At 68.2% G+C, this 26122-nt stretch carries 27 protein-coding genes; 13 read left to right on the top strand and 14 right to left on the bottom strand.

Features of this window, described 5'->3' with window-relative positions; genetic code table 11:
- Position 1 precedes the first annotated feature (1 nt).
- The 7 genes from ACFK0J_RS24210 to ACFK0J_RS24180 all read right to left on the bottom strand — a co-directional run bounded on the left by ACFK0J_RS24210 (position 2) and on the right by ACFK0J_RS24180 (position 4599).
- Positions 2–466, bottom strand: a complete 465-nt coding sequence (locus ACFK0J_RS24210; protein ID WP_378730977.1) for a hypothetical protein — start codon at positions 464–466, stop codon at positions 2–4.
- 74 nt (positions 467–540) lie between these two features.
- On the bottom strand, positions 541–885 hold the full coding sequence (locus tag ACFK0J_RS24205) for a hypothetical protein (protein WP_378730975.1): 345 nt from the start codon (positions 883–885) through the stop codon (positions 541–543).
- 66 nt (positions 886–951) lie between these two features.
- On the bottom strand, positions 952–1926 hold the full coding sequence (locus tag ACFK0J_RS24200; RefSeq protein WP_378730973.1) for a glycosyltransferase family 9 protein: 975 nt from the start codon (positions 1924–1926) through the stop codon (positions 952–954).
- On the bottom strand, positions 1923–2960 hold the full coding sequence (locus tag ACFK0J_RS24195) for a glycosyltransferase (RefSeq protein WP_378730971.1): 1038 nt from the start codon (positions 2958–2960) through the stop codon (positions 1923–1925). Before ACFK0J_RS24195 ends, ACFK0J_RS24200 begins: the two co-directional genes overlap by 4 nt.
- A gap of 57 nt (positions 2961–3017) precedes the next feature.
- Positions 3018–3737 (bottom strand): metallophosphoesterase, encoded by a 720-nt coding sequence (locus ACFK0J_RS24190; protein WP_378730969.1) that lies wholly within the window; start codon positions 3735–3737, stop codon positions 3018–3020.
- A gap of 4 nt (positions 3738–3741) precedes the next feature.
- Positions 3742–4011 (bottom strand): BON domain-containing protein, encoded by a 270-nt coding sequence (locus ACFK0J_RS24185; protein ID WP_218469808.1) that lies wholly within the window; start codon positions 4009–4011, stop codon positions 3742–3744.
- Positions 4012–4599, bottom strand: a complete 588-nt coding sequence (locus ACFK0J_RS24180; RefSeq protein ID WP_378730966.1) for a nucleotidyltransferase family protein — start codon at positions 4597–4599, stop codon at positions 4012–4014.
- A 128-nt stretch (positions 4600–4727) separates the two neighbouring features.
- On the opposite strand from ACFK0J_RS24180, the gene ACFK0J_RS24175 reads away from it, so the two are divergent.
- Positions 4728–5288 (top strand): DUF6328 family protein, encoded by a 561-nt coding sequence (locus tag ACFK0J_RS24175; protein ID WP_378730964.1) that lies wholly within the window; start codon positions 4728–4730, stop codon positions 5286–5288.
- A 13-nt stretch (positions 5289–5301) separates the two neighbouring features.
- On the opposite strand, the gene ACFK0J_RS24170 is transcribed toward ACFK0J_RS24175, so the two are convergent.
- The 3 genes from ACFK0J_RS24170 to ACFK0J_RS24160 all read right to left on the bottom strand — a co-directional run bounded on the left by ACFK0J_RS24170 (position 5302) and on the right by ACFK0J_RS24160 (position 7035).
- On the bottom strand, positions 5302–6522 hold the full coding sequence (locus tag ACFK0J_RS24170; protein WP_378730962.1) for a glycosyltransferase: 1221 nt from the start codon (positions 6520–6522) through the stop codon (positions 5302–5304).
- 160 nt (positions 6523–6682) lie between these two features.
- Positions 6683–6913 carry a DUF6480 family protein gene (locus ACFK0J_RS24165; protein ID WP_218469805.1) on the bottom strand — a complete coding sequence of 77 codons (231 nt, stop codon included), beginning with the start codon at positions 6911–6913 and terminating at the stop codon, positions 6683–6685.
- A gap of 5 nt (positions 6914–6918) precedes the next feature.
- Complete coding sequence (locus ACFK0J_RS24160; RefSeq protein WP_378730960.1) at positions 6919–7035, bottom strand: LPXTG cell wall anchor domain-containing protein; 117 nt, start codon at positions 7033–7035, stop codon at positions 6919–6921.
- 346 nt (positions 7036–7381) lie between these two features.
- Here ACFK0J_RS24160 and ACFK0J_RS24155 point away from each other — a divergent pair, with 346 nt between their 5' ends.
- The 4 genes from ACFK0J_RS24155 to ACFK0J_RS24140 all read left to right on the top strand — a co-directional run bounded on the left by ACFK0J_RS24155 (position 7382) and on the right by ACFK0J_RS24140 (position 9953).
- On the top strand, positions 7382–7795 hold the full coding sequence (locus tag ACFK0J_RS24155) for an STAS domain-containing protein (protein ID WP_218469803.1): 414 nt from the start codon (positions 7382–7384) through the stop codon (positions 7793–7795).
- Between the two features lie 100 nt (positions 7796–7895).
- Positions 7896–8570 carry a PAS and ANTAR domain-containing protein gene (locus ACFK0J_RS24150; protein WP_378742975.1) on the top strand — a complete coding sequence of 225 codons (675 nt, stop codon included), beginning with the start codon at positions 7896–7898 and terminating at the stop codon, positions 8568–8570.
- A 176-nt stretch (positions 8571–8746) separates the two neighbouring features.
- Positions 8747–9178, top strand: a complete 432-nt coding sequence (locus ACFK0J_RS24145; RefSeq protein WP_218469802.1) for an ATP-binding protein — start codon at positions 8747–8749, stop codon at positions 9176–9178.
- The gene (locus ACFK0J_RS24140; RefSeq protein ID WP_378730957.1) at positions 9168–9953 is read left to right on the top strand and encodes a SigB/SigF/SigG family RNA polymerase sigma factor; all 786 of its coding nucleotides are present in this window, start codon (positions 9168–9170) and stop codon (positions 9951–9953) included. The genes ACFK0J_RS24145 and ACFK0J_RS24140 overlap by 11 nt, the downstream gene beginning before the upstream one ends.
- A gap of 29 nt (positions 9954–9982) precedes the next feature.
- Here ACFK0J_RS24140 and ACFK0J_RS24135 read toward each other — a convergent pair whose 3' ends face one another.
- A complete protein-coding gene (locus ACFK0J_RS24135; RefSeq protein ID WP_378730955.1) occupies positions 9983–10303 on the bottom strand; it encodes a hypothetical protein in 321 nt (106 codons plus the stop codon).
- Between the two features lie 410 nt (positions 10304–10713).
- On the opposite strand from ACFK0J_RS24135, the gene ACFK0J_RS24130 reads away from it, so the two are divergent.
- Complete coding sequence (locus ACFK0J_RS24130) at positions 10714–11025, top strand: hypothetical protein (protein WP_378730953.1); 312 nt, start codon at positions 10714–10716, stop codon at positions 11023–11025.
- A gap of 154 nt (positions 11026–11179) precedes the next feature.
- On the opposite strand, the gene ACFK0J_RS24125 is transcribed toward ACFK0J_RS24130, so the two are convergent.
- On the bottom strand, positions 11180–15799 hold the full coding sequence (locus ACFK0J_RS24125) for an HAD-IC family P-type ATPase (RefSeq protein ID WP_378730951.1): 4620 nt from the start codon (positions 15797–15799) through the stop codon (positions 11180–11182).
- Between the two features lie 494 nt (positions 15800–16293).
- Here ACFK0J_RS24125 and ACFK0J_RS24120 point away from each other — a divergent pair, with 494 nt between their 5' ends.
- The 7 genes from ACFK0J_RS24120 (at position 16294) to ACFK0J_RS24090 (ending at position 23952) form a co-directional block, all read left to right on the top strand.
- Positions 16294–17004, top strand: a complete 711-nt coding sequence (locus tag ACFK0J_RS24120; protein ID WP_378730948.1) for a response regulator transcription factor — start codon at positions 16294–16296, stop codon at positions 17002–17004.
- The gene (locus tag ACFK0J_RS24115) at positions 16991–18070 is read left to right on the top strand and encodes an ATP-binding protein (protein ID WP_378730946.1); all 1080 of its coding nucleotides are present in this window, start codon (positions 16991–16993) and stop codon (positions 18068–18070) included. The genes ACFK0J_RS24120 and ACFK0J_RS24115 overlap by 14 nt, the downstream gene beginning before the upstream one ends.
- Positions 18071–18152: 82 nt before the next feature.
- Complete coding sequence (ectA, locus tag ACFK0J_RS24110) at positions 18153–18755, top strand: diaminobutyrate acetyltransferase (protein WP_378730944.1); 603 nt, start codon at positions 18153–18155, stop codon at positions 18753–18755.
- Positions 18752–20029, top strand: coding sequence for a diaminobutyrate--2-oxoglutarate transaminase (gene ectB / locus ACFK0J_RS24105; RefSeq protein WP_378730942.1), 1278 nt, complete (start codon positions 18752–18754; stop codon positions 20027–20029). The genes ectA and ectB overlap by 4 nt, the downstream gene beginning before the upstream one ends.
- On the top strand, positions 20026–20424 hold the full coding sequence (locus tag ACFK0J_RS24100) for an ectoine synthase (RefSeq protein WP_378730940.1): 399 nt from the start codon (positions 20026–20028) through the stop codon (positions 20422–20424). Before ectB ends, ACFK0J_RS24100 begins: the two co-directional genes overlap by 4 nt.
- 6 nt (positions 20425–20430) lie before the next feature.
- Positions 20431–21336, top strand: coding sequence for an ectoine hydroxylase (gene thpD / locus ACFK0J_RS24095; RefSeq protein WP_378730938.1), 906 nt, complete (start codon positions 20431–20433; stop codon positions 21334–21336).
- Positions 21337–21900: 564 nt separating this feature from the next.
- Positions 21901–23952 (top strand): AMP-binding protein, encoded by a 2052-nt coding sequence (locus tag ACFK0J_RS24090; protein WP_378742973.1) that lies wholly within the window; start codon positions 21901–21903, stop codon positions 23950–23952.
- 26 nt (positions 23953–23978) lie between these two features.
- Here ACFK0J_RS24090 and ACFK0J_RS24085 read toward each other — a convergent pair whose 3' ends face one another.
- Both ACFK0J_RS24085 and erm read right to left on the bottom strand, forming a co-directional pair.
- Positions 23979–25145, bottom strand: a complete 1167-nt coding sequence (locus ACFK0J_RS24085; protein WP_378730936.1) for a lactate 2-monooxygenase — start codon at positions 25143–25145, stop codon at positions 23979–23981.
- Positions 25142–26023: a 23S ribosomal RNA methyltransferase Erm gene (gene erm / locus ACFK0J_RS24080; protein ID WP_378730934.1), complete on the bottom strand. Its 882-nt coding sequence runs from the start codon at positions 26021–26023 to the stop codon at positions 25142–25144. The genes ACFK0J_RS24085 and erm overlap by 4 nt, the downstream gene beginning before the upstream one ends.
- Positions 26024–26122 lie beyond the last annotated feature (99 nt).

The raw sequence follows: 26122 nt of genomic DNA, 5'->3' as shown, positions 1-26122 counted from the left end.
ATCAACCACCGAATCCGGCGAGGGCGGAGGCGAGGTCGGCGGAGTCGAGCACGTCGATCGCCTGCTGACGCACGTCAGGGCAGGCCTGCGTGGTGATCTTGTCGATGACGCTGCGGTCCTTGAGCACGGTGTCGTTGAGGCCGCCGTTGCGGGCCGCCCAGTTGTGCACGGTGCCGTTGAAGGCCACGCGGCCGAGCGCCGCGCCTTCGGTGCGCCACTTGTCGATTTCCGGACTCATCATGTCGCACAACTGTTTTGCCGCCGCGGGGGAGACGTCGTCGTCGGGGTCCGGAACCTGAGCCGTGGTGGACGGCATCGACAGCGAGATCGTGCTGTCGCCGGGCGTTGCCGGGGCCGCCGGGTCCGGGTCGTCGGTGTCCGAACATGCGGCGAGCAGCGGAGCAGCAGCTAGCGCACCGGCGATCAGCAAGGTGCGCAGCACGGGCCGATGGCGATGATCTGTCATGTCTTCTCCTCCGGAGGGGGACCGCCGGGCACGGCGGCATCACGATCCGCAATACCCGGGTCCCCGATGCCCAATCAGTGACCCGCGGGGTCGCTGAGACCCCGGCCTTCCTGATTCTTGACTCGCCGATGTTCCAGAATCACCCAGGCAAAGCCGACCACCAAGCACACCACCGTCGCGATACCGCCGATCAGGGCCCAGCCTTCGAAGCCGTATCCGGCCGCGGTCAGGGTCAGGCCGAGACCGACCAGGCCGAGGCCCACCAGGATGATGCCCGGCCAATTGCGGGTGTCCTCGATGGATTCCCCGACGTGGCTGCGGGAGGTGCGGGTGTAATCCGGGAAGTTGTCTTCGTCGGGACGTCCGTGGTGCTCGGCGCCGCCGTGTCCCGAGGTCGTTTCGTTCGGTCCGGGAAGCATAGGGATCCTTTCTGGTCCAACCACCGGAAAAGGGGTCTCTCGTTCGAATACCCGGTCGAACAGTGATCAATCGGCAGCCCGAAGCAGGTGTTCGGTGGCCGAGACGATCGCGGTATCCGGGATGGCATCGAGGCCGTGCCTGCCGTAGGGCGTGGTCTGATCGCCGAGCACCACGGTCGGCACCCCGTAGGGCGCCCAGCGCCGGGCCGGGACGACCGGTGCGAACAGCGAAACGACCGGCGTGGCCACCGCCGCGGCCAGCGGTGCGGTACCGGTGTTCGGGGCGACCACGGCGTCGGCGTCGCGCAGCACGGCGGCGAAGCAGGCCAGATCGGTGGCGCCGCCCAGATCACGGGCGTGCCCGTCGGCGACGGCGCCGGTGAGCTCCCGTTCGGCCGCGCTGCCGGTCACCACGACGCGATGGCCCGCGTCGACCAACGCCGCCGCCACCTGCCTGCTGCGCCGCGCCGACATCCGACGGGCGGGTTCCGCGGCGCCGGGGTGCAGCACCACATAGCCTGGGCCGCCGGTCAATTCGGTGACTTCCGGCAGATCTTCCCGCACGCGCAGCTGATGCCCGGCGGGCGGGTAACCGGCCGCGACGGCCAACGACAGTGCCCGGATCTGCTCCGGCATGGCGTCGGGAACACGATGGCGGACATCGAGCAGCGAGCCCGCCGCGTCGGTGCTGATCGCACTGATCCGTGGCACGCCCGCCATCCGCAGGATCAGGGCGAGCGGCAAGGGGGACTGATGCAGCGAGGTGCTGATGATCGCCTCGTCCGGGCCCAGCAGGCGCAGGCATTCGACCAGGGCGCGCACGGCGGCATGGGTCGGCGGCGGCGGATCGGTGTCGACCCAGGGCGCTTCGCATTGCAGCACCCGGTCGACGCCGGGCAGCAGCGCGGCAGCCGAACTGCCGCGTGGGCCCGCGAGATAGCTGACCGTCCCGGCTACCCGCGCGACGGCGCGCACCATGGGTCCGGTGAGCAGAACGTCGCCCGCGCTGTCCAGCCGCGCCACCAGTACGTGGCCGGTCATCGGGTGGGCAACGCTCGGTGCGCGGCGACGCTGTCGGCGAGTATCCGGTCCCAGCGGCTCAGGAAATCGTCGATGCCGAAATTCGCCTGCGCCCAGTGCCGCGCGGCCTTGCCGGTGAGCTCGGCGAAGCCCGGCTCGTGAATGAACTGCCTGATCGCCTCGGCGAGGATGTCCGGCTCGGTGGAGACGATGCCCGCCTCGGCGGGGATCGATGCGGACGCCTCGGTGGTGCCGAGCGCGACGATCGGCATGCCGAGATACATCGCCTCGATCACGGACAAGCCGAGCGACGTCCAGCGCGGCGTGTGCACGAACACGCGGTGTCGCGCCAGTTCGCCGTGCAACCGGCCCTGCACGAGATCGCCCGCGCCGCAGACTCGTTCGGGCGGAACCCGGAGCGCGGTGTGCACGCCTTCGGTCCCGGTGCCGTACACGTCGATCGGGGCGGCCTCGGACAACGGCGCGAGCAGATCGGTGCCGGTGATCCGCCAGCGCGGCACCGGTTCGTTGATGATCGTTGCGGCCCTGGGGAGTTCGCCCGTGTACAGGTAGCCGGGGTCGAGCACGCCGTGCGGGATCACCGTGTTCGGGCAGCGGCCGTTGTCCCACATCAGCCGGTTGAAGGAGGTGACGTGGACCAGCGGGATATCGGTGCGCTCGGCCAGCGGATGCTTGGTGAGTGCCGCGTGCTCGCGCGGAGTTTCGTGCTCAACGTACACCGCGGGCAGGTCGGCGCCGGGTGATCTGCCCAGCCATTGCGACACCAGGTCGAGTTCCTTGGGGCGTTGTAGAACAACGACATCGATGTTCGCGTCGGCGAGATCGGCTGGTGCGATGTCGATCGCGTTGGGCCAGGGTCGGTCGCATCGTCCCCGCGCCCATTCGCTGCCCGGTGCACCGTCGCGGCCGTCATAAGGCACCAGGTACCGATGTTTGCCCTGGACGAACGAGGTCATCCAGGGGCCGTGCACATGCCAGACGAGAACGTTCAGCGGTCCGGCCGCCCCGTTCGGATCAGTCGTCGGAGCTTCCATACGGACCGGGTGCCCGCGTGGTCGAATCCGAAACGCCCGGTCTGGACCAACGTCCGGTTACAGTGTGGCGGGCTGCAATTCGTAGACCGCGTAGGCCGCGCGGATCACCGGCTGGGCCACATTGCGGACGCGGGTGCCGCCCGGTGTCGTTCCGCGTTCGGCGCCCGCGTGGGCGTGGCCGTGCAGTGCCAGTTCGGCGCCGTGTTCGTCGATCACCTCACCGAGCAGGTATGAGCCGAGGAAGGGGTAGATCTCGCGCGGCTCGCCGTGCAGCGTGTCGCTGACGGGGGAGTAGTGGGTGAGCACCACCGTCATGTCGGTGGACAATTCGGCCAGCGCCGAACCGAGCGAATCCGCCAGATCCACCGTGTGCCCGGCGAATTCGCGCATCAACCGCTCGCCGAAGATGCTGGCGCATTTGCCCGCGAACCCACCGCCGAAGCCTTTCGTTCCGGCGACCCCGAGGGTCTGCCCATCGATATCGAACGTGACAGCCGTGCCCTCGAGCACCGTGATCCCGTGATCGGTGAGCAGTTTGGCGATATCGTCCTCGAGGTCACTGTGGTGATCGTGGTTGCCGAGCACGGCGACGACGGGCACGCCGAGATCGGCGAACTCCGTTGCCACCACCTGCGCTTCGTCCAGGGTGCCGTGCCTGGTCAGGTCACCCGCCAGCAACAGGACATCGGCGCGCTCGGGCAGTTCGCGCAGCGCGGGCCGCAGTTGACCGCCCGACTCGGCGCCGAGATGAACATCCCCTACCGCCGCGATCCGCATGAGGTCAACTCCTTCGTTCTTCGGCAGGGCCGAGATCTTCGCACTCCGCGGGCGCGGTGGGCCGGGTGACGTGCACGTCGTTGTGAATTCGGGCCTGCGGAAGCTGTTCGCGCACCACGGTTTCCATCTGCTGCTTGCGCTGCTCGCTACTCACTTCGCCGCCCAGCACCACGACATCGCCGCGAATGGTCACGTGCACACCGAGTTCGGCGGTGCGCGGATCTTCGGCGAGTGCCCGGCGCAGATGGGCGACGAGGTATTGCGGTTGCTCCATCTACTTCGCCTTTCCGATATCGGTGACGCCGAGATCCTCGAGCAGGCCGAGGAACGCCCGCGCGTACGGCGACTCCTGGGTCTTCTCGCGCACGACCGGCCAGTCCACCTGCTCCCGCAATGCGCGCGCGATGTGCAACAGCGGGCTCAGGTCCAGCCGGTGCGCGTCGAACACCAGCAGTTTGTCCACCATCAGATCGGTCGCGCTCACCACCGGTGCGGTGGTGGGGCCGACCCGCATGACCTCGGCGCGGTCGAGCAGGTCGTCGGTCACTTCCCGATTGTTCGGCCGGAAGATCACATCGATCAGGACGTCGCGGTCATAGACCTTGCGCAGCCAGTCCTCCGGCGGGTCGCAGGCGCGTAGCCCGGCCTGGATGAGCGCCTTGACGGCCCGGTCGGTATCGGCCGGTTTGACGAAGATATCGACATCGTGTTCCGTGGTGGGCCCACCACGGGCGTACACCGCGCAACCGCCGGCCACCGCGAACCTGATGTCGGTGTCGGACAGGGTGTTCACCGCGCGAGTCAGCGCGTGTAGCAGTTCTTCCATGGTCGCCACCATGCTGCGGTGGTACCCGGCGCGCACCTGGTTAATCGTGGCCGGATGGGGTAACCGAACAGGTACCGGAATAGCCCGTAGGGCTAGGTCGGGGGCGTTCGGACGCTGAGTAGCGGGTCGCGCGCCGGTTGGATCAGGGAAGAGGCAAGACGCGGATGGCCGAAGATGGGGCCGTCTCGGCAATCGAGGGAGTCGACCGGAAGGCTGCTCGGGCTCGACGTGACGAGGCGTGGAATCGGGAAGCTCGTGGTGAAACCGAAACCGAACGGCTCGACCGCAATTGGAGCAATCTCATCCAGGAACTGCGGGTCGTGCAGACCGGCGTCCAGTTCCTCATTTCGGCGCTGCTGATCGTGCCGTTCCAGCCGTCGTTCGCGACACTGTCGCAGACGCAGCGGGTGCTCTATCTGATCACTCTCGCCGCCGCCGTCGGGGCGACGGTGTTTTTGGTCGCGCCGGTCTCCTGGCATCGCATTCTGTTCCGCCGACACCGGCTCGGCAATGTGGTGGCCGCGGCGCACCGGTGCGCGATGGCCGGAATCGGCCTGCTCGGCATCTCGCTGACCGGCGCCTTGGTGCTGGTGATGAGCATGGTCGCCGGGACAGCGGAGGGCGTGATCGCCGGGGTGGCCGTCGCCGTGTTGTTCCTGGCGGCCTGGCTGATCACCCCGTGGTTCTGGCGCGGCCCGAGCCAGAACGGCGAGAGGGACAGCTGAGGCGGACTGTCGCCTATTGTGCCGAGACGACTTCCCCGGCGTGCGCGGGCGCGGCCCGGTGATAGGCGGTCAGCGTGTCGATGGCGATCTGATCCCAGGCATAGCGACTCGCGGCACGCTGATACCCGGCCGCGCCCCAGGTGTCGCGCAGTGTCCGATCCGCGAGCAGCGGCCGCACCGCCCTGGCCACGGCGAGCGGGTCCGGCGGCGCGATGAGCCTGCCGGTGACGCCGTCGACCACGGTGTCGAGCATGCCGCCGACCGCGGTGGCGACCACCGGCTTGCGGCACGCCATCGCCTCCAGCGGGACCATCCCGAACGGCTCGTACCACGGGGTGCTCAGCACCACATCCGCGGACCGGTACCAGCGCGGCAGCTCACTGCGGCGAACCTGGCCGAGCATCCGAACGCGTTCCTGCACACCGCAATCCACCGCGACCCGGCGCAGTCGCCGGCCTTCGCTGTCGTCGGCGACATCGTCGCCGACCGGTCCGCCCGCGATCACCAATTCGGTGTCGGGCAGGTCCGGCAGCGCCTTGATGGCGACGTCGAAACCCTTGCGCGGCACCAGCTTTCCCACCGAAAGAAGCCGATGCCTACGGTGCCGCTGCGGGCGTTCGGCGGCCGGGCCCTCGGGCGTGAAGGTCGAAAGGTCAACGCCGCTCGGCACGATCGAGATCCGGAACCGGGGAACTCCCATCCTGGTCAGCTCCACCACCTCGTCCGAACAGGTCGCCACGATGTGTGCGGCGCGCCCGGCGATCAGCCGTTCGAAGCGGATTCGGGAGCGTGGACTGGTGTCGGCGAGGCCTTGATGGCGCCGCCGCACGGTGCCGAGGGCGTGGAAGGTGACCACCACCGGGATGCCGTGCGCCCGGGCCGCCAGCTCAGCGGCGAGACCGGACATCCAGAAGTGCGCGTGCACGATGTCGGGGGTATCGAGGCCCCACTGTCGTTGCAGGAAGCTGCCGAAATCGCCGAGATGCGGCAGGCTGTGGTCCTTCGGCAGCGCCCGAGCCGGTCCGGCGGGCACATGCACCACTCGATAGCCCGCGTCGGTGATCAACTCCGGCAGCAGATTCGGCGCATCGCGGCGGGTGTACACGGTGACCTCGTGCCCGCGCCGCGCGTAGGCCGCCGCCAACTCCGCGACATGGATGTTCTGGCCACCCGCGTCGGTTCCGCTGAGCCCCGTCAGTGGGCTCGCGTGCTCGGAAACCATGGCAATCTTCACGATGTGCTCCGTTCTCACCACGGGTGACGGACATGCGGCAGCGCTGCGCGGTGCCCGCGACCAGGCATCGCGTGCGAGTTCCGCATTCGGATATGTCCCAGTTATGCCCGTGCGCCGGCGAACGAAACCCTTGTCCCCACTTCGTGATACGCGACGGTAGTCAGATCATCGACACGATTATCCCGATCGCCACCGCGGTGAACACCGCCACGAGCAGTACCGTCGCGATGATCGCGGCGACGCCGGTGCCGGGGAAGTGGTGGCTGGTCGATGGCTCGGGTGCGGACAGGCCGGACGTCTGCGCGGTCTCCGGCGGGGTGGAGCCGGGCGGCACCCCGCCGCCCTGTTCGAGGTCCGGTGTCGTTGCGGGGTCGGGATCCATGGTGGCCATCGCGCTCACTCTCCGTCGTTGCCCGGAGATTCCGGGGAATTCGGCCGACTGCCGTTCTTTCTGCGATAGAGGACGACGGCGCCGACGAGCACCGCGATCCCGATGATCACCAGAATTTCCATATGCAGGGCGTACCCGGTCTCGAGACGGTCAATCCAGGGTGGTTTGCGCACCTGAATTGCGGGCAGTCGGGATCTGAGACTGCTGCGCGCCGCCGAACAGCAGCGGGAGACCTGGGGTTTTCGCATGAATTTGTGACATCGACGACGGGCCGTGCCACACTGTAAGAGGTTGAGACTACAGCCGACCCCGGTTCGACGCATGGCGCCCCACACCCGCCGGAGAGCCGGTCGATGGGATCCGTAGTGACAGCCGATTCGCAGCGCTGCGACAGCTGCTCGCTCCCCTTTCCCCTCGTCGACCGTCTGTCGCGTAGGACTGGATTCCCCCCTCTACGGGAGGTCAGTTATGTCCGCTAGTTCCGCTCTGCATGAGCACGCCGAGGGCGTGCACCGGAACGGCTCGAGGCCGGGACCTCACGACAGTCAGTCCTGGGCGCAGCGCGTCGATCGCCGCCACGAATGTGTGGTGGTCCGCGTTGAAGGTGAATTGGACGCCGTCGCCTGCCCGGATTTCTTCGCCACGGTCGAACAGGCGGTCCGTTCGAACTGCCACGCCGTGGTGATCGATCTGCGCGCGGCGCGATTCCTGAGCCTGCGAGCCGCTTCGACGCTGGGCGCGGTAAAACAACGAGCCGCGTGCGAAGGGACCGATGTGCGCATCGTCGCCGGGCGGCAGGCCATCGAGCGGTCGCTCGAGGTCTCCGGCGTACGACCGCTGTTCAGTCCCTATCCGTCGATGCGAGCCGCACTCGACGCCTGAGGCACACCTGATCCCCGCCGGTGTCGCCGATCCCGGCGTGGCGCGGACTCATCTGCTCGCGTGCCGCACGCCGACGACGGATACTTGCGCTGTGACTGAAATGGGGCCGGCCCAGCCCGAGGATGCTCTAGCGCTGGACCGGGTGATCGGATTAGGGACACCGCAGAGTGTCGGTAGCTTTCGGTTCTGGTTCGCCGACCAGCGTTGGGAATGGTCCGACGAGGTGGCGGCGATGCACGGTTATTCGCCGGGCAGCGTGGTACCGACCACCGAACTGCTGCTGACGCACAAGCATCCCGACGATCGCGCCCAGGTGGCCAACGCGCTGGCCAAGTCCATCGACGAGGGCGACCCGTTTTCCAGCAGGCACCGGATCGTCGACACCGCGGGCCATATCCATCACGTCATCGTGGTGGCCGACCATCTGTTCGATGAAGAGGGTCAGGTCGTTGGTACCGCGGGCTACTACATCGACGTGACCGATACCCTCGAACATCACCGGCAGGAAGCGCTCGACGACGCGCTGCCCGAACTGTGGGCCTCGCGCGCGGTGATCGAACAGGCCAAAGGCGCGGTGATGCTGGTCTACGGCGTCAGTGCGGAACAGGCGTTCCGGGTGCTCAGCTGGCGTTCGCAGGAAACCAACATCAAGTTGCGCGCCCTGGCGTCGCGGCTGGTCGCCGACCTCGACTCGCTGACCGACTCGACCGTGGGGCTGCGCACCCAGTTCGACCACTTGTTGCTCACCGCGCACGAGCGGATCCAGGCCGGCTGATTCCGCGCGGACGTTTCGCCCCTGCCGCGGCGGGTACGACGGTAGAGATGAGGAGCATCGCGGCCTCGCCAGTTGTAGCCTGCCGCGGTGCTGGGCAGCGGGCGGCCCGCAAAACCCCGGATCGGGCGGTGACGTGACGGCTCCGGGTCGGCTGCGAGAGCAAGGTGGTGATGGGCATGGGGGAATGGACTTCCCGATCCTCTACGGAAACAACGACAATCGGCGTCCGAATCCCCGCGCAGTTGGAGCAGCTGACGATGCTGCGCGCGCTCGCCGAGACCGTCGCTCTCATCGCCGATTTCGCTCTCGACGAGGTCACCGATATTCGTCTCGCGCTGGACGAGGTCGCCACCTCGCTGATCCTGGACGCGGTGCCCGGCTCCAACCTCGACTGTGAATTCACCTACGACAGCAGGCAAATGTTCGTCCACGTCGCCTCGGTGGCCACCTCGGAGTCGGTGGTGGGGCAGGCCGGTTTCGGCTGGCATATCGTGCGGACGCTGACCCATTCCATCGCCGCCGCGCAAGCCCCGTTCGACGGGGTGATTTCCGGGTATCCGACTGTGGTCGACTTCAGTTGGGTACGAGGGGCATCGGATGGCGGGTGAATCGAGATCACGCGGCGATAGCTACGACAATATCGAGCCCCTCTTCGAAAAACTCGCCGCTCTGGACGAGGACGATCCGCGCCGCGAGGGGATGCGGGAGGAGTTGATCGGCCGCTGCCTGCCGCTGGCCGAGCACATCGCGCGCAAGTTCGCCGGACGCGGCGAGAATTTCGATGACCTGTTGCAGGTCGCGCGGCTTGGCCTGGTCCAGGCCGCGGACCGGTTCGATGTCGCCCGGGGATCGTCGTTCTTGTCCTTCGCGGTGCCGACCATCATGGGCGAGGTACGTCGGCACTTCCGTGATAACACCTGGTCGGTGCGGGTGCCACGCCGCACCAAGGAGATTCAGCTCAGCATCGGCGCGACCGTCGAGGAGCTGTCGCAGCGGCTCGGCCGGATGCCGCGCGCCCGCGAAATCGCGCAGGAACTCGACGTCGACATCGTCGAGGTCACCCAGGCGCTGATCGCGGGCAACGCCTACCAGTCGTCGTCCATCGACGCGGTGGCCGGCGACGACATCGAGAACGCGCCGCTGCCGCTGCTGGAGAGCCTGGGCGAGGAGGAGCCCTCCTACCACCTGGTGGAGGACTACCTCGCCGTTCGTCCGCTGATCGAGGAGCTGCCCGAGCGTGAGCGGCAGGTGCTGATCATGCGGTTCTTCGAGTCCAAGACGCAGACCCAGATCGCCGAGGTGCTCGGCGTCTCCCAGATGCACGTCTCACGGATTCTGTCGAAAACCCTGAATCAGTTGCGCGAACAGGCATTACGCGACTGATTCTGATCGCGTCGCGAGATCGCTTGCCGTCAGAGCGGATTCGGCGGGGTGGGGTCCGTCGGCGGGAACGGGCCACCGGGATCCGGGACCGGCGGGATCGGCCGCGGACCGCCCGGATCGGGCGGGGCCGGTGCTGGATCAGGGCCGGGCACCGGCGGTACGGGGTCCGGCGGAGCGGGCGCCGGATCGGGGCCGGGCACCGGCGGGACGGGGTCGGGATTCGGGTTCGGGCGGGGCGGCACCGGGTTCGGCGTGGGCGGGACCGGGTCGGGATTCGGGGTGGGCGGGACCGGGTCAGGATTCGGCGTGGGCGGAACCGGACTGGGGTCAGGGGGCACTGGACTGGTCATCTGTATTCCTCCTCGGTTGGGCGTTACCCAGCCGGGGCCCGGCGAATCAGCCGCGATCGCTGGCTCGTTCTGGGGTCAGGGGGCACTGGACTGGTCATCTGTATTCCTCCTCGGTTGGGCGTTACCCAGCCGGGGCCCGGCGAATCAGCCGCGATCGCTGGCTCGTTGCGGGTGACTCGGCTCACAACCGCACCGCTCGTCAGCATTTCCGGTGGCGTTCTGCCGGAAATGGCAGTCGTGTGACCAACTGGCGGTTTGCACGAAGTCGGGGTCGGGTACGTGAAGGGAAGCCGGACATACGATGCCGATGGCTCAGGAGCTCGTTTATGAACGACCACCGACTAGGCACCCGGAATCCGTACGCCGGATCGGGAAGCGCGACGTCGCCACAATTTCAATCGCTCGAGCGGATGGACGCCCCGCGCCTCGGGACTTTGAACCGGACGCGCGTCACCAGGAATCACGACATCATCCGTCAGTGGGCGGAGCGGCGGGGCGCGCGGCCAGCCACCATGCCCGGCAGTGAATACAACGGGCGGCTCGGCGTGCTGCGCTTCGACTTTCCCGGCTACGGCGGCGCGGTGCTGCGACCGGTGGATTGGGACGAATGGTTCGCCACCTTCGACGCGCGCCACCTGCATTTCCGCTATCAGGACCGGCGCCCCGACGGGACACCGAGCAATTTCAACCGCCTGGAACGCCCGACCCGCGAGGACCACTGAACGCTGGACGCGCCGAGCGGCGGACTGATCCAGCGCTGAGCTGAACCAGCCGCTGAGCCGAACTAGCGACGGGCTGAACTTTCGAAAGGCTCTGTGACCGAACCGCCGGTCACAGAGCCTTTGCCGTGTGTACGTCCGATGTGCGCAGCCCGCTTTATCCGTCGGCAGGGTTGAGGCTCGCGGGCAGCAGGCGGGGCAGCACCGCGGCGCCCGCGGTGGCCGCCACCGCCGAGCTGGTGGCGATGGTCCAGCCGACCGGGCCGAGCGGAGTGCAACCGAAGTAGTGGCAGAGACCGGGCGTCATGACCACCGCGCCGAGCACGGCGCCGCTCGCCGCGATGGTGAGCCAGACCAGCGGGCTGTGCCGACCGGAGATGAGCGTCTGGCCGAGCTGGGTGCCGATCAGCGCGACCAGGCCGATCGTTTCGGCGCGGCGCTTGGTTCCGGTGTAGCGGCCTAGCGTCCAAGCGATGGAAGCGCCGGTGGCCGTGGCGATTCCGCGTACCGCGAGGGTGCGGAGCAGGTCGCTGCCGAGCTGGGCGGGCGGGATCTCGGCGAGTTGGGCGGCCCGCTGTTCGGCTTGCGCCTGTGGATCGTCGGCGGTGTCGGGATCGAGCCCGGTGCCGTCGGGGGAGAGCGCGAGAGCCATCGCGGGGAACATATCGGTGAGCATGTTCACCAGCAGGAACTGCCGGGTCCCGAGCGGGGCCTGCCCGCTCACCCCGGTCCCGTACAGCGTGAACGCGACCTCGCCCGCGTTGCCGCCGACCAGCACACCGACGGCGTCGGTGACCCGCTGCCACATGCCGCGTCCCTCGACGAGCGCGTGCAGCAGCGCCAGCGGATCCGGCCGGGTGAGCACGAGGTCGGCGGCATTGCGTGCCGCGGCCGAACCGTGGGCGGCCATACCGATGCCGACGTCGGCAGTGCGGATGGCGGCGGCGTCGTTCGCGCCGTCGCCGGTCATGCCGACCACGTGACCGGCACGGCGCAGTGCGGCGACGATGCGCACCTTCTGCTCCGGATCGACCCTGGCGAACACGGTGCTGCGCTCGATGAGGTCGGCCTGGGCGGATTCGTCGAGCCGATTGAGATCCGCGCCGGTGGCGACCGAACCGACCTCGATGCCGAGTTGCTCGGCCACCGCCGCGGCGGTCGCCGGATGATCACCGGTGATCATCCGGACACTGATTCCATTGCGCTGCAAGGCGTTCACCAACGGGTAGGTCTGCGGCCGCGGCGTATCGGCCAGCCCGAGGAAGCCGAGCAGGGTGAGTTCGCCGACCGCGCCCTCCATATCGGCGGGGGTCTCGGACAGATCGCGGCGGGCGACCACCAGCACGCGCAAGCCCTGCCGGGCCAGATCCTGGATCACCCGCTCGGCGCGCTCGCGGATCTCGTCGGTGAGCGGGACCGGCTCACCCTGCCGCACTCGGGTGCAGCGCCGCAGCACCACCTCGGGGGCGCCCTTCACCACCAGACGGAGCCGGTGCGTGGTGTGACCGAGCGCGGCGGCATAACCGCGGTTGGATTCGAACGGTATCTCCTCGATCGGATCCCATTTGTGGGCATCGTCGCCGAGGATCTCCGCGGCCTCCAGGACGGCACGGTCGGTGGCGTGCACGACCGGGCCTTCGGTCGGATCGGGGCAGGCGCGGGCGGCGGCGCGCAGCAACCTGCGGGCATCGTCGGCATCGGCGTCGGGGTTCCACTGCTCGTTCAGGTCCGCCACCGTGACCAAGCGCAGCCGTCCCTCGGTCAACGTGCCGGTCTTGTCGAAGCACAGGGTGTCGACCCGGCCGAGCGCCTCGACGGTGCGGCTGGCCCGGACCAGCACACCGTGCCGGGACAGTCGCCGGGCCGCCGCCAGCTGGGCGACAGTGGCGACCAACGGCAGCCCTTCCGGCACCGCGGCCACCGCGACCGCGACCCCGTCGGCGATGGCGGTGCGCAGCAGCCGGCCGCGCAACATCCCCAGCACGGTGACGACGCCGCCGCCCGCCAAGGTGAGCGGCAGGGCGCGATCGGTCAGCTGCCGCAATTGTGCCTGCACACCACCCTTTTCGGGCGGCATCGCACCCGCGGTCGCCCGCCCGGCCTGGGTGTCGTCGCCGACCGCGACGACCACCGCGAGCCCGGCCCCGTTGACGACCGTGCTGCCCTCGAACACCATGCAGGCGCGCTCGCCGAGCACGGCGCCCGGCGTGGCGGCGGTCCGCTTGGACACGGTCACCGATTCGCCGGTCAGGCCGGACTCGTCCACCTCCAGATCTTCGACACGCAACAGGCGCGCGTCGGCGGGGACCACATCACCGGCCCGGACCATCAGCAGGTCACCGACCGCGAGCCGATCGGCGGGCACGATGTCCTCGTCCGCGTCGAAGTTCCGCACCGCGTCGCGGCCGACCAGGCGACCGGTGAGCTGTTCACCCTCCAGCAGCCGATGCAACGCACCCTCCGCCCGCTGACGTTGCCGGGCCGACACGACCGCGTTGACCGCCAGCACCGACGACAGCAGCACCGCGTCCGACGGCGCACCGAGAATCGCGGTGGCGACGGCACCGACACCGAGGATCGGGGTGAGCGGATCGGCCAGCTCGCGGCGCAGGTGGTGCAGGAACGACGACATCGGAACCAGCGGCGTCAGTGCGCCGATTCGACTCCGCCCGCCCGGTTCCGGACGCTCCTCGACCGGACCTGGATCGGGCAACCGGCTCAGCACTTCGCCCGGCTCGAGCGCGTGCCAGGGCAGCAGTGGTGCGAGCACCGCGGGCGGCCGCATCCTGGCGACCCGCCAACCGGTGAGCGCGCCGTTCAGCACGCCGGTGTACTGCGCGGCGGTCATCGGCGACAGCCGACCCGCTGCGCCGGGCGCCGCGACGAGCAGCAGCCCGCCGAGCGCGCACGCCGACAGCGCCAGTGACCGGCCCCGCTCGCTCACCTGCCGGGCGGGCGTGATCGCGGCGAGTACCCGGTGCACCTGGGTCAGTTCCCGGCAGACCACATCGGCGCTCCACGGCACCTGCGCTTCGCCGTTGTCGCGACTCACCAGGCCGATGGCCACATCCGCCCAGGACATGGCCTTGTGCGCCCGCGGGCTCAGCACGGCCACCGCGTGCCCGTCCTGCTGCAAGCCCTGGACCAGTTTGCTCAGTGACACGCCGTTGGAAATGAATTCGTCCGCCAGCGAGCACAATTCGGCCGCGTCCTGGCCGCCGACCAGGATCACCCGCAGGCCGGCGTTGCGCGCCTCGCTCAGCACCGCGTGCGCGCGGCGATCGAGCTCGCGGCCGACGAGCACCCGACCGACGGTATGGTCGCCCTCGCGCAGCTCGCGCCACACCGGCCGCAGCGTGGCGCCGCGGTCCCGGGTTCCGGTGCCGGGGTGCACGAGGCGGAGCTTGCTCTGCCGCGCGTCCGGCTCATCGGCCGAGGACCACAGCAAGCGTTGTGCGGCGCTCCATACCCGCGCCGCGGGCCACTCGTCGCCGCCTTCCGCATCCAGCACCATCCGGTGGCTGGTCAGCAAAGCTTCCCCGTCGATCACCAACGCGGACAATCGGTCCAGCCGCCGCCACATCGCCGGGTGCAACGTCAGCACCCCGTCGCGGGAAAGCGCGGTGGACACGGTGGCGGCGAACACTTCCCGGCCCGCCCTGGCGGCCTTCGGCGCACCGAGCGCCAAGATATCCGCGGATTCGGACAGGCCGCGGCCGCCGAGTGCCGCGGCCACGGCACCGACGGTCGAGCCGGTCGCCGCTTCGTCCGCGACGCGTTCGACCGGCCCCTGCGGCAGGTCGCCCGGCCGGGTGTACGGCGGCAGCGGATCGGACACCGCGGCGGCCGGGCGCCGGCTCAGCGCGGGCTCCCACTGCTGCCACTGGAGGTGCCGGGCCACCGCCTCGGCCAGGGTGAAACTGCGTTGCGCGGTGTCCGCGACGAGATTCGCCACGCCCTCGGACGCCTGGGTGCCGAACGCGTTGCCGACCGCGTTCGCGATGCTGAGCAGCAGGTCGGCTCTGGTACGTCCCAACCGGTGCTCCAACTGCCTGCGCAGCCGGGGCTGGGTATCGACGACGGAAGCGACCGATCGCAGCATCCCGGCGGGGCCGCGCAGCGGTAGCACCGCCCCCGCCGTCGACAAGGCGATCGCGCAGATATCGCCCGCGACCTGAATTCCGGCCGCCAGCAACGGTTCCCGATCGGCCGGGTATTCGACCGTGCGGCTCCAGTCCAGGTCGTCGACGTGGGTCTCGGCCTCGACCTCTTCGATGGCTTCGAGCAACTCGGGCAGGTCCTCGGCACCGTCGGCCAAGGCGGCGACCACCCGTCCGGTCACCGCGTTGACCCGCCACCAGCGCACATCGCCGCGACGGTCCAGCTTCTTGGCCAGTGCCCGCGCGACGGCCGCGCTCTTGCTCGACGACAGTCCGCGGACCTCCACCGTCGCCCGGTCGTCATGCAGCGCGACCCGCCGCTGGGAACGTTCGGCGTGCGGATCGACCAGCGCGGCAAGTTCCTCGCGCAAGGTCGTCTCCGGCCCGGGTTGCAGCAACGCCAACCCGTCCGCCGCGGCGTGTGCGCCGGACTCGAGTGCGTGCAGTGGCGCCTCGACCGCCTTCGCCCCGGATTCGAGTGCGTGCAGCGGCGCTTCGGCCACTTTCAACCCCACGCCGACGGTCAGTACCGCCCCGGTCTTCGCTGCTTTCACCATCGCGCTCGCGGGCGCCTCCAACCACCACGGCGCCCGTACGTCACCTACCGAAAACCCCATACCGGGCAGCTACCCAGGGCCGAATGCCGCAAACAGTTTCGAATGAGACTGTGCCAAGGATTGTTTCACCGGTCCGTCGAGCCGATCGCGACGCGCCCGACCCCGCTGGGAGCAGATGAACAGCTCGCAAAGAGAATGTGTCGGACATCACGTAACGGTTGCGTAACGACCCCTGGCAGGACCAGTGTGGAGGAGTAGCCAGCCAGACGCTGGCCATCGGCCGGAACCGTTCCCGCGGCGATCGGTGTCGGGCTTCCGGCTACTGAACGAGCGTCCGATCCACGTTTACCGAACGGTTTGTTCGGGTACCTGGGTGGTCGGCAAGGTGCTCGAACAAGCGGAATGTCGCGTCGGTGTGGGGATGCGATCTCCGCACCGTGACGCGGGTCCGCGTGTCTGTAAAGGGATAGGTATTTGAGCGAGCGCAGCGAGCGAACGATGAGCACAGCCGCCATCGCGGTCACGGCGGAACCGAGCGCCAGCGAGGTGGAGGCGTGAGCGCGAACCTGATGATCGTTGAGGATGACGATAGGGTCCGGGGTGCGCTGCGGCTCGCCATGGAGGACGAGGGCTACGACGTCGAGGAGGCGGAGGAGGCCGAGGACGCGCTCACCCATCTGCGCAGCAATGGCGTTCCCGATGTGATGATCGTCGACCTCATGCTCGGCGGCATGGACGGCTTCGACTGCATCCGCGAGATCCGCCGCGAGCACGACGTGCCGATCATCGTGGTCAGCGCCCGCGACGACACCCACGATGTGGTGGCCGCGCTGGAGGCCGGCGCCGACGACTTCGTGACGAAGCCGTTCGAGATCAAGGAAATCACCGCCCGGATGCGTGCCGTGCGCCGCCGCGCCCGCCTGTCCGTCGAGCGGGACGCACCGCAGGAGATGGTGCTCGACGCCGATCCGCACGCACCGCTGGTGCTCGCGCAGGACGGCGGCGTTGTCCGTCGCGGCGACGAGGAGATCCGGCTCACGCTCACCGAATTCCGGCTGCTGTGTGAACTGGCCGAGGCCCCCGGCCGGGTGTTCAGCCGCACCGTGTTGCTCGAACGCGTATGGGACCAAGGATTTTTCGGTGACGAGCGGATCGTCGACGTACACATGCGCAGACTGCGCACCAAGATCGAACGGGATCCGTCCGATCCGCGGATCGTCGTGACGGTGCGTGGGCTCGGCTATCGCCTCGATGTCCAGCGCTGAGCGCTGGTTCGATCCGCAACGTTGGAGTTTGCGTAGCCGGGTGACGGCCATGTTCGCGGCGATCGCCGCGCTCATGTCATTGGTACTCGTCGTGTCGGTGTTCACCATCAGCCGCAGCTATCTGCAACGCGCGCAGGTCGGCGAAACCGATCTGCAAGCCAATTTGAACTTGCTGCGCAATGTGCTGATCGGCTGCGCGGTGGCGGTGACCGCGATCGGCGCCGCGGTCGGCTGGTGGGCGAGCAGGCGCGTCCTGACCCCGCTGCACCAGTTGGCCGGGACCGCGGCCAGGATCGCCTCCGGCGATCTCGACCTGCGCCTGTCCGCCACCCGTGACCAGGACCTGGCCATCACCGTCGAATCCTTCAACGCCATGGTCGACTCGCTGCAGCGCCGCATCGAGCGCGAACATCGGCTGTTCGGCGATGTCAGTCACGAGCTGCGCACGCCGTTGACCACGCTGGTGGCCAGTGTCGATGTGCTCAACCGGCACCGCGAGGATCTGCCGGAACGGTCGCAGCGGGCGCTCGGCCTGGTCACCGAAGAGGTGGATCATCTGCGCCGCCTGCTCGACGATCTGCTGGCCTTGGCGCGGGTGGAGGCGGGCATGCATCGCGGCGATGTGGAACCGCTGTCGATCCGCGACCTGCTGACCCACACGTTGGCCGAACGGCGCTATCCGCCGGATCTGCTGACCGTCGAGGAGGACGTCGTCGTGCTCGGCCGCAAGCTCGAGTTGGAGCGTGCGGTGGTCAACCTGCTGCAGAACGCCGACTTGCACGGCGGCGGCGTGGTGGCGGTGTCCGCCGATCGGCGTGACGGCGCGGCGGTCATCGTGGTGGACGACGCGGGGCCCGGCGTGCCACCCGCGGACCGCGTGCGCATCTTCGAACGTTTCGCGACCGCGCGCACCGGCCGTCGCTCGGCGACCGGGACCGGGATCGGCCTCGCGCTGGTGACCGAGACCGTCGCCAAGCACGGTGGCCAGGTGCGATGCCTCGACCGGCCGGGCGGCGGCGCCCGGTTCAGCGTCACCTTGCCGGGCGTCGACGCAATCGAGCCGTAACACAACCGTAATGAAGTCGACCGGGCTACCTCAAAGTTGGTTCGTAAGCCTGGATAAGTACTGCAACCGACCAGGGAGTTGTATGTCACCGTCGAACTCGAACACCGCGGAGATCGAACGATCCCGTGTCGAACAGGCCGCAGCCGCACTCGGCTCGACCCCGGCCCGCAAACAGACCGGACCCGCCGTGGTCCTGCGCGCTCCACGCGTCGCCGACGGCGCCCAGATGTGGCGGATCGCGAAAGACTCCACCGTGCTCGACACCAATTCGAGCTACGCGTACCTGCTGTGGTGTCGCGACTTCGCGGACACCTCGGTGGTCGCCGAGCTGAACGGCCGCATCGTCGGCTACGTGATCGGCTTCGTCCGGCCGCAGGCACCGGACACGGTGTTCGTCTGGCAGGTAGCCGTCGATCCGGCGCAGCAGGGCCGGGGCACCGGCGCGGAGCTGCTGCACGCACTGCTGAACAATGTTGCGACCCAGGGCGTTTCGGCGCTGGAGACGACGATTTCGCCGGACAACGCCGCGTCGATCGCCCTGTTCACCTCGGTAGCGCGCCGACGCGACGCCCGAATCACCAAGCGCCCCTTGTTCGACGCGGGCGTCTTCCCGGACAGCCATGCGTCCGAGGATCTCTATCTCATCGCACCGACCGCTCGCACCACGCAGGAGGACCACCGATGATCAACGCCGACACGAGCATTTTCGAGAGTCTCGAATCGAATGTGCGCGGCTACTGCCGCAACTGGCCGACCGTATTCACCAAGGCCAAGGGCAGCTGGTTACGCGACGAGGACGGCAAGGACTACCTCGACTTCTTCGCGGGCGCGGGCGCACTGAACTACGGCCACAACAACGATGTGCTCAAGCAGCCGCTGCTGGACTACATCGCGGGCGACGGCATCACGCACGGGCTGGACATGTCCACCTCGGCCAAGCGCGAACTGCTGGTCACCTTGCGCGACACCATCTTCGCGCCGCGTGGCCTGGACTACAAGGTCCAGTTCCCCGGGCCGACGGGTGCCAACGCCGTCGAGGCCGCGCTCAAACTCGCCCGCAAGATCACCGGGCGGGAGACGATCGTCAGCTTCACCAACGCCTTCCACGGCATGACCTTGGGCGCGCTGTCGGTCACCGGCAACGCCGCCAAGCGCGCCGGCGCCGGTGTGCCGTTGGTGCACGCGGCGCACATGCCCTACGACGGCTACTTCGACGGCACCACCGCCGACTTCCAGTGGATGGAAAAGGTTTTGGACGACACCTCGTCCGGCTTCGACCGTCCCGCCGCGGTGATCGTCGAGACGGTGCAGGGCGAGGGTGGCGTCAATGTGGCTCGCGCCGAATGGCTTCGGCATCTCGCCGGGCTCTGCGCGGCCAGGGAGATCCTGCTGATCGTCGACGACGTGCAGATGGGCTGCGGCCGCACCGGGCCGTTCTTCTCGTTCGAGCTGGCGGGGATCACCCCGGACATCGTCACTTTGTCGAAGTCGATCGGCGGTTACGGCCTGCCGATGGCGCTGGTGCTGTTCAAGTCCGAACTCGACCAGTGGGCGCCGGGCGAGCACAACGGCACCTTCCGCGGCAACAACCCGGCCTTCGTCACGGCCGGAGTCGCGTTGCGGCACTACTGGTCCGACGGCGCGCTGCAGACCGCGACGCTGGCCAAGGGTGAGCGGGTCGCCCGGACGCTCAGCGAGCTGGCCGACAACGTGCCCGGCCTGTCCACCCGCGGGCGTGGTCTGGTGCACGGCGTGGTGTTCGACGACGCCTCGCAGGCGGGCAAGGTCTGCCAGGTCGCGTTCGAGCGCGGCTTGCTGGTGGAGACCTCCGGTTCCACCGACGAGGTGGTGAAGTTGTTGCCGCCGTTGACGGTTACCGATCAGGAACTCGAGCACGGTCTCGGCATCCTCACCGGCGCGGTCGACACCGTCTGCAGCGGCATGGGGGCGATCGCATGATCGTGCGCAGCACCGCGGAGATCACCGGCACCGATCGTGATGTGGCGGGCGAGGGCTGGCGCAGCAAGCGGATCATCCTCGGCGGCGACGGCGTCGGCTTCTCCTTCCACGAGACCACCATCGACGCGGGCAGCGTGCACGAATTCCACTACCGCTACCACGTGGAAGCGGTGTGGCTGATCGAGGGCGAGGGCACGCTCACCGATCTGGACAACAACGTCACCTACGAGCTCGCGCCGGGCTCGATGTACCTGCTCGACGAACACGAACGGCATCGGCTCGAGGCGCGCACCAAGATGCGGATGATGTGCGTGTTCAACCCGCCGGTCACCGGGCAGGAGGTCCACGACAGCACTGGGGCGTACCCGCTGGTCACCGCGACCATCGGGGGATAGGTAGCAATGGTTTTGCAGCACACGGAAACTCGGCAGGAAGTCAGTGCGACCGACCGTTACCCGACCCGGCTCAGCACGCCGGGACGGCACCTGGATCGGGTGGACCCGACGGTGTGGGGTTCGGTCGAGAGCCCGGAGCTGGCGAGCTTCGACGCCGATGGTTTCGCCAGCATCGACGAACTGCTCACGCCCACCGAGGTCGCCGACTTCAGCGCCGAAATCGGCCGTCTCGCAGGCGATCCCAGCCTGCGCGACGACGAGCGGCTGATCGTCGAGAAGTCGTCGAACCGGGTGCGCTCGGTCTTCGAGGTGCACCGTCTCAGCGCGGCGATCGCCGACCTGACCCGGGAATCCAGGGTGGCCGGGCTGGCCAGGCAGATCCTCGGCTCCGAGGTGTACATCCATCAGAGTCGGGTGAACTACATGCCAGGCTTCCGCGGCACCGGCTTCTACTGGCACTCGGATTTCGAGACCTGGCACGCCGAGGACGGCATGCCCGCGCCGCGAGCGGTGAGCCTGTCCATCGCGCTGACGGACAACTACCCGATCAACGGCAGCCTGATGGTGATGCCCGGCTCGCACCGGACGTTCGTGCCCTGTCTGGGTAGCACGCCCGCCGAGCACTATCGGGAGTCGTTGCAGGAGCAGGAAATCGGGGTGCCGTCCCAGGAGGACATCACCGTGCTGGCGAATCGCTACGGCATCAGCCAGTTCACCGGCCGGGCCGGATCGGCGCTGCTGTTCGACTCGAATCTGATGCACGGCTCGTCGAACAACATCACCCCGTTCCCGCGCTCGAACATCTTCCTGGTGTTCAACAGCGTGGAGAACACGCTGGTCGAGCCGTTCGCCGCGCCCGCACCGCGGCCCGGCTACATCGGCAGCCGCGACTTCACGCCGCTGTCGGCCTGAATCGCACCGAGGCGCCCTTCGGTCCACCCTTGCCGGACCGAAGGGCGCCTTTCGTATGCGGTGGCCGTGCGACGGGCGTCGGCCAGTCGAGGCGCTGACGTTCGGCGCGCGGGGGGTGGCCATCGGCGGTACGATCCTGTCGGCCATCGTGCCGCGGCTGTCCACATCGCCGATTCGGGGCCGGGTCCCGTCAAGTCCCGCCAAAAGTTCTTTGGGCGTGCGCAATATTCTGGCCAACGCGCAGATCTCGGGGTTCGCCACAAGATCACTCGACTGCCGCGGGCCCGCTGGTCGACCAACAGATGGCGTGCGCCATCGACCGAGGCTGTGCGCGTGGACTTCTCGATCCACCGCGGCAACGGTGCTGGTCCCGAAGTGTTTTTCCGCTGATTGTGCAGTGTGCTGCCGAGCATTGGGACCTGGCACAAAAGTGGTCGTTTGACCAATTCGACGGCAAACTGTGGGCAATGCGCCGAGGGCTTGACCTAATTGTTACCGCTGGGTACAACTACGTAACCATGCCGACGCAGACCGCTCGGTCGGCCCATGAAGAAATGCACGCAGTTGGTAACGGACGTCATCACTATCGATGCGGAGTTCGCGGCCGCACGTAAAGCCCTGTGGGACTTTTTCATGGACCCACAGACCTACACCAGGATGTTCCGCGGAATCGGGGACTGTGTGCGCGCCGAGAACTCGGATACGCACCCCGTTCTCCTGATGCGTGCCAGGCACGCCGGGACCGACCTCGCCGTGCCCGCGCTACAGCTGGTGATCGGCAAGGAGCTGGAAACCTTCGAGCTACAGTGCCCCGGCCTGGGCAGTTTCGCCGCCGTGCGGCTACGCGGCGAGCAGGAACAGACCCGGATCACCGTCACCTACTTCGGCGCGGGCCGGATCCATCCGTGGATCGCCGAGCAGGACAACGCCGACGTGATCGACTGGACCATGGCCGGGCTGGACCGCATTGTCGACGCCATCCTCGGCGCGCCGACGTCGGTGCTGGTCAACGGCGAGGAGTCGGCGGCGAAACAGCAGGTCGGCACGTTGAAGCAGATGGTGAGCACCGGCGTCGTACGCACCTATCGCCCCGACCGCGCGCTCAAACAGATGGGTGGGCTCGCCCGCTGGGGATTCACCCTGGCCGGTGGTTACGCGGCCGCCGCGGGACACTCGCCGCGGCGGCTGGCCGTGGTGGACGACGTGTCCGCTTATACGTTCGGTCAAATGCACGATCGCACCCACAAACTCGCCTCGGCGCTGGCCGCGCTCGGCATCGGCGCGCGCGACAAAGTGGGGCTACTTTCGCGCAATCGCGTGTCGATGGTCGAATGCATGGTTGCCACCGGCAAACTCGGCGTGGACACGGTGCTGCTGAACACCGGCCTGTCCGCCCGGCAGGTCGAAGACGTGGCCGACCGGCACGGACTTTCCGCGGTCTTTCTCGATGACGAATACGAGCCGCTGACCAAATATGTCCCGTCCGGCGTGCCGCGTTTCGCCACCAGCTCGCGCTCCGGGTACGAGCGCCATACCGTCGACGATTTGATCGCCCTCGACGCGCCGACCTTCCCCAGGCCCGCGCATCCGGGCCGATTGATCGTGCTCACCTCCGGCACCAGCGGGACGCCCAAGAGCGCACAACGACCGCAGCCCAAGGGCTTCGGTACCGTGGCCGCGCTGCTGTCCCGAATTCCGTTGCGGATGGACGAGACCATGCTCATCCCCGCGCCGCTGTTCCACACCTGGGGGCTGGCGGCATTGCAGATCAGCACCCCGATCCGGGCGAGTGTCGTGCTGCCGGAACGGTTCGACGCCGAGGACTGCCTGCGCCTGATCGAGCAGCACGGCGTCACCTGCTTGGTCGTGGTGCCGGTGATGGTGAACCGGATTCTCGATCTGCCCGCGCACGTCCGGGACCGCTATGACACCTCCAGCCTGCGGGTGGTCGCGAGTTGCGGTGCGCCCCTTGCCGGTCCGACGGTCCTGCGGTTCATGGACACCTTCGGCGACGTGCTCTACAACGTCTACGGCTCGACCGAGGTCTCTTGGGCCACCATCGCCGACCCGGCCGACTTGCGGGCCGCCCCCACCACCGCGGGGCGCCCCCCGCTCGGCACGAAACTCGCTGTGCTGGACAAGGATTTGCGTCCGGTGCCGCGCGGTGTCACCGGCCATATCTTCGTGCTCAACCACATGCTCTTCGACGGCTACACCGACGCGAAGCCGCCCACCGAGTGGGGCGGCATGCTCGACACCGGCGATCTGGGCTACCTCGACGCCGACGGGTTGCTGTTCGTGGCGGGCCGGGACGACGAGATGATCATCTCCGGTGGTGAGAACGTCTTCCCGCGTCCCGTCGAGGAGGCGTTGTCGCATCTGCCGCAGGTGAGCGAGGTGGCGGTGGTCGGGGTGCCGGACCAGGAATACGGCCAGCGGCTCGCCGCCTTCGTGGTGACCCGCGAAGGGTTCGGCCTGGATCGCGACATGGTCCGCAATTACATCCGGCACCGGCTCAGCCGATTCTCGGTGCCGCGCGACGTGACCTTTCTGGACGCGCTACCACGCAACGCGACCGGAAAGATCCTGAAGCGCACGCTGATTCAGCCGAGCTGAGCGCCGGGCCCAGCTCGGCCGATGCGTCAGTTCATTTGGCGGATCGCCGCCGGGTCCAGGTCCGCGATCGTCCGATAGCCGTCGACCGCCATCAGCAGATCCGCCTCGGCGAGCAGCGCGCGCAGCACATGCACGATCCCGTCGGCACCGCCCAGCGCCAGCCCGTAGGCGTACGGGCGACCGATGCCGACGGCGGTCGCGCCGAGTGCCAGCGCCTTGACGACGTCGGAGCCGGACCGGACGCCGGAGTCGAACAGCACCGGCAGCCCGTCGGCGGCCGCGACCACGCCGGGCAGGTGCTCGATCGCCGGGATGCCGCCATTGGCTTGCCTGCCACCGTGATTCGAGCAGTAGATGCCGTCCACGCCCGCATCCTTGGCGCGGCGGGTGTCGTCCGGGTGACAGATCCCCTTGAGTATCAAGGGAAGATCGGTCAGTGACCGCAGCCACGGCAGGTCGTCCCAGGTGAGCAGGTTGCCGAACTGTGCGGTAAAGGTCAGGACGGCGGTTTGCAGGTCCTCCTCGGGGGCCTTCGCGAGCATGCCGCGAAACACCGGGTCGCTGAAGTAGTTCGCCAGGCAGTGTCCGCGCAGCTGCGGGAAGTTCGAGGTGCTCAGATCGCGGGGCCGCCAGCCGGGTACCCAGGTATCCAGCGTCACCGCGATGGCTTTGTAGCCCGCGGCCTCGGCGCGGCTGACCAAACTCTGCGCCAGGTCGCGGTCCTTCGGGGTGTAGAGCTGGAACATGCCCGGGGTGTCGCCGAAGCGGGTGGCGACGTCCTCGAGCGGGTCGACCGTCAGCGTGGAGGCCATCATCGGGACGCCGGTGCGTGCCGCCGCCTCGGCGGTCGCGAGATCGCCGTGCCCGTCCTGCGCGCAGAGCCCGATCACGCCGATCGGTGCCATGAACAGGGGCGAGGGTAGCTTCATGCCGAACAGCTCGATCGAGAGGTCGCGGACCTTCGTGTCGCGCAGCATCCGGGGGACGATCCCGAGCTTCTCGAACGCCGTCACGTTGGTGCGTTGGGTGAACTCGTCGCCCGCGCCGCCCGCCACGTAGGACCAGATGCCGGGCGGCAGTGCCAGCTGCGCCCTGGCCTCCAGCTCCGCGTAGGTCATCGGCAGCTCGGGCAGCACCCCGCTCAGGCCCTTGAAGTAGATCTCGAACTGGTAGTCACCGAAATTGCTGGTCACATCGCTTCCTTCCGCGTTTGATACATGAATGTATCCGATACATTTGTGTAGCGGGGCGCGTTGCCCTGGCGATGCTCGATACGTAATACCCGGTAGAGGGCCATCCAGCGGTCCGGATGAATAAAACCGACCGGTTCGTCCAGCATGATCCCCGCTGCGGTACACGCTGCCCGCACGGTGCGGGCCGGGAACTGGGTCCGCAATGAGCTCGCCAACGAGCCGCCCACCCCTCGGAAGCCGAGCTCCACCACCCGGCGATAGTCGTCGAGTGCCGAGTGCGGCAGGAGTGGGTGGGGGCGCCGGTGCAGCCGCAAGAGCGCGGTGTCGACACTCGGTACCGGACGGAAACTGTGGCGGCCGATGCGAGCGCCCAATGTTGTTGCGACAGTGGGCCAATGGGCGACCGTGAGCTTTGTCCACCGGCCGTAGTCGCCGGAATGTTTACGGGCGAACTCTAATTGGGTCAGCAGGGTCGCCGAGGTGAGCTGCCGGGCGGCCAGGCACCAGCGCAGCACGTCGGTCGTGACGGCGAAGGGCACGTTGGCCACCACCGCGAACGGTTCGTTTGGTGCGCGCACGGTCCGGAAATCTTTGTGGAACAGCATTATTCGATGGTTGCCTGCATATCGCCTGCGCAGGCGTTCGGCGTAGTAGCCATCTTTCTCGTAGGCGCGTATCCGGCCTGCGGCGCCGAGCAGTTGCCTCGTCAGCATGCCGTCGCCGGGACCGATCTCGAGCACGAGATCCGCGGCGGTGACACCGGACGAGCGCACGATCAACCGGGCGGCGCCGACATCGATGAGGAAATTCTGCGACAAGCGCTGGCGAGTACCGGCACGCGAATCGCGGGCACGCGGCAGCGAGGGATTGCGGGACATGGGTGTCCTCCGAACGGAGTGGTCGAATCAGAAAAAGTGATTCGCCCGGACCCATGCCAGGGCACAGAAATCCGGCGGTCTCATCGACCGCCGGCGCAG

The organism is Nocardia brasiliensis, from assembly GCF_042691675.1.
GTDB classification, from domain to species: Bacteria; Actinomycetota; Actinomycetes; order Mycobacteriales; family Mycobacteriaceae; genus Nocardia; species Nocardia brasiliensis_D.
Note: the sequence above shows the minus strand (reverse complement) of the source record. Positions and strands in the feature narration are given on the sequence as shown.